Here is a 1,149-nt window from a genome sequence, read left to right as displayed (position 1 = left end):
AGAAGACAATTTCTCCATTGATTTAGATTGAGCATTTGTCGCAGAGCTTAATTGACGGTATGTGTTTAATGCAGCGATATTGTGATTAATTCTCATTGTAAGTTTCCTCCTTGAATTTAAGTGTTCACATCCTTGTGAACGGTCATTTTTATATTTGGAGAGATGGAATGGTCGGCCGCCCTTCCCCTCTCTACTTAATATATCGGACAAACAGTTTTTTGTTTAACTTGTTTTTGAATATTACTAAATAATTTTATTATCTTGCTGTTTCAAGATTGGGAATAACGTAAAAGCCTTATAACAAAACATTTAAGAATGTTCAATAGGCTTTTTATCAAGTCAAAACTGTTCATCTCACAAGGAGAAGGCAAACAAAGAGATTGTTTCCATTTACAATATCTTTATTTGTATTGTTTACATACGTACTATTTTTCATACAATTTTTTAGGGAAAATATTCATTTTTTGGAGGGTTATTGAAAGGAGAAATTAGTAAATCAAATGAAAAAGGAGATAATAAATAAAAAGGGGACTGCCAAAAGTTAGGCAATCCTCTTTCCAAAAGAAATATAAACCAAATTATTGAAGTAATTGAAGTACGCCTTGTGGCTGTTGGTTTGCTTGTGCAAGCATTGATTGAGCTGCTTGTGCAAGGATAGAGTTCTTCGTTTGGGTCATCATTTCTTTCGCCATGTCTACGTCACGAACACGAGATTCAGCTGCTGTCAAGTTCTCAGAAGATGTATCCAAGTTGTTAATAGTGTGCTCTAGGCGGTTTTGCAATGCACCTAAGTTCGAACGTTGAGTAGAAACCGAAGTTATAGCAGCATCTAGTAGAGAGATGGAGCCACTTGCTTCTGCATTCGTTCCTACGCTGATGGAACCAGAAATCCCCAGGCTTGAAGCACCCATTCCGCTAATAGAGAAGTTGATTACTTGTCCATCATTTGCTCCTACTTGAAGTGTAGCAGAGAATGATCCTTTTAATAAGTTTTGCGTGTTGAATTCTGTTGTGTCAGCAATACGATCGATTTCCTTTGTTAATTGATCAATTTCTGTTTGGATTTGATCACGATCATCAGTAGTGTTTGTGTCGTTACCACCTTGTACAGCTAACTCACGCATACGTTGCAGGATTGCATGTGTTTCA

The 1,149-nt window shown here is 36.6% G+C and carries 1 protein-coding gene and 1 pseudogene; both read right to left on the bottom strand.

What is annotated here, in order from left to right:
• Window positions 1-96: pseudogene (locus tag LXM54_RS27640) on the bottom strand (flagellin); the annotation flags it as partial.
• Between the two features lie 482 nt (window positions 97-578).
• Window positions 579-1,149: flagellin (locus LXM54_RS27635; RefSeq protein WP_233319553.1), on the bottom strand; the 571-nt coding region annotated here is incomplete at its 5' end.

It is taken from the genome of Bacillus sp. Au-Bac7 (assembly GCF_021341655.1).
GTDB lineage: Bacteria > Bacillota > Bacilli > Bacillales > Cytobacillaceae > Niallia.
Note: the sequence above shows the minus strand (reverse complement) of the source record. Positions and strands in the feature narration are given on the sequence as shown.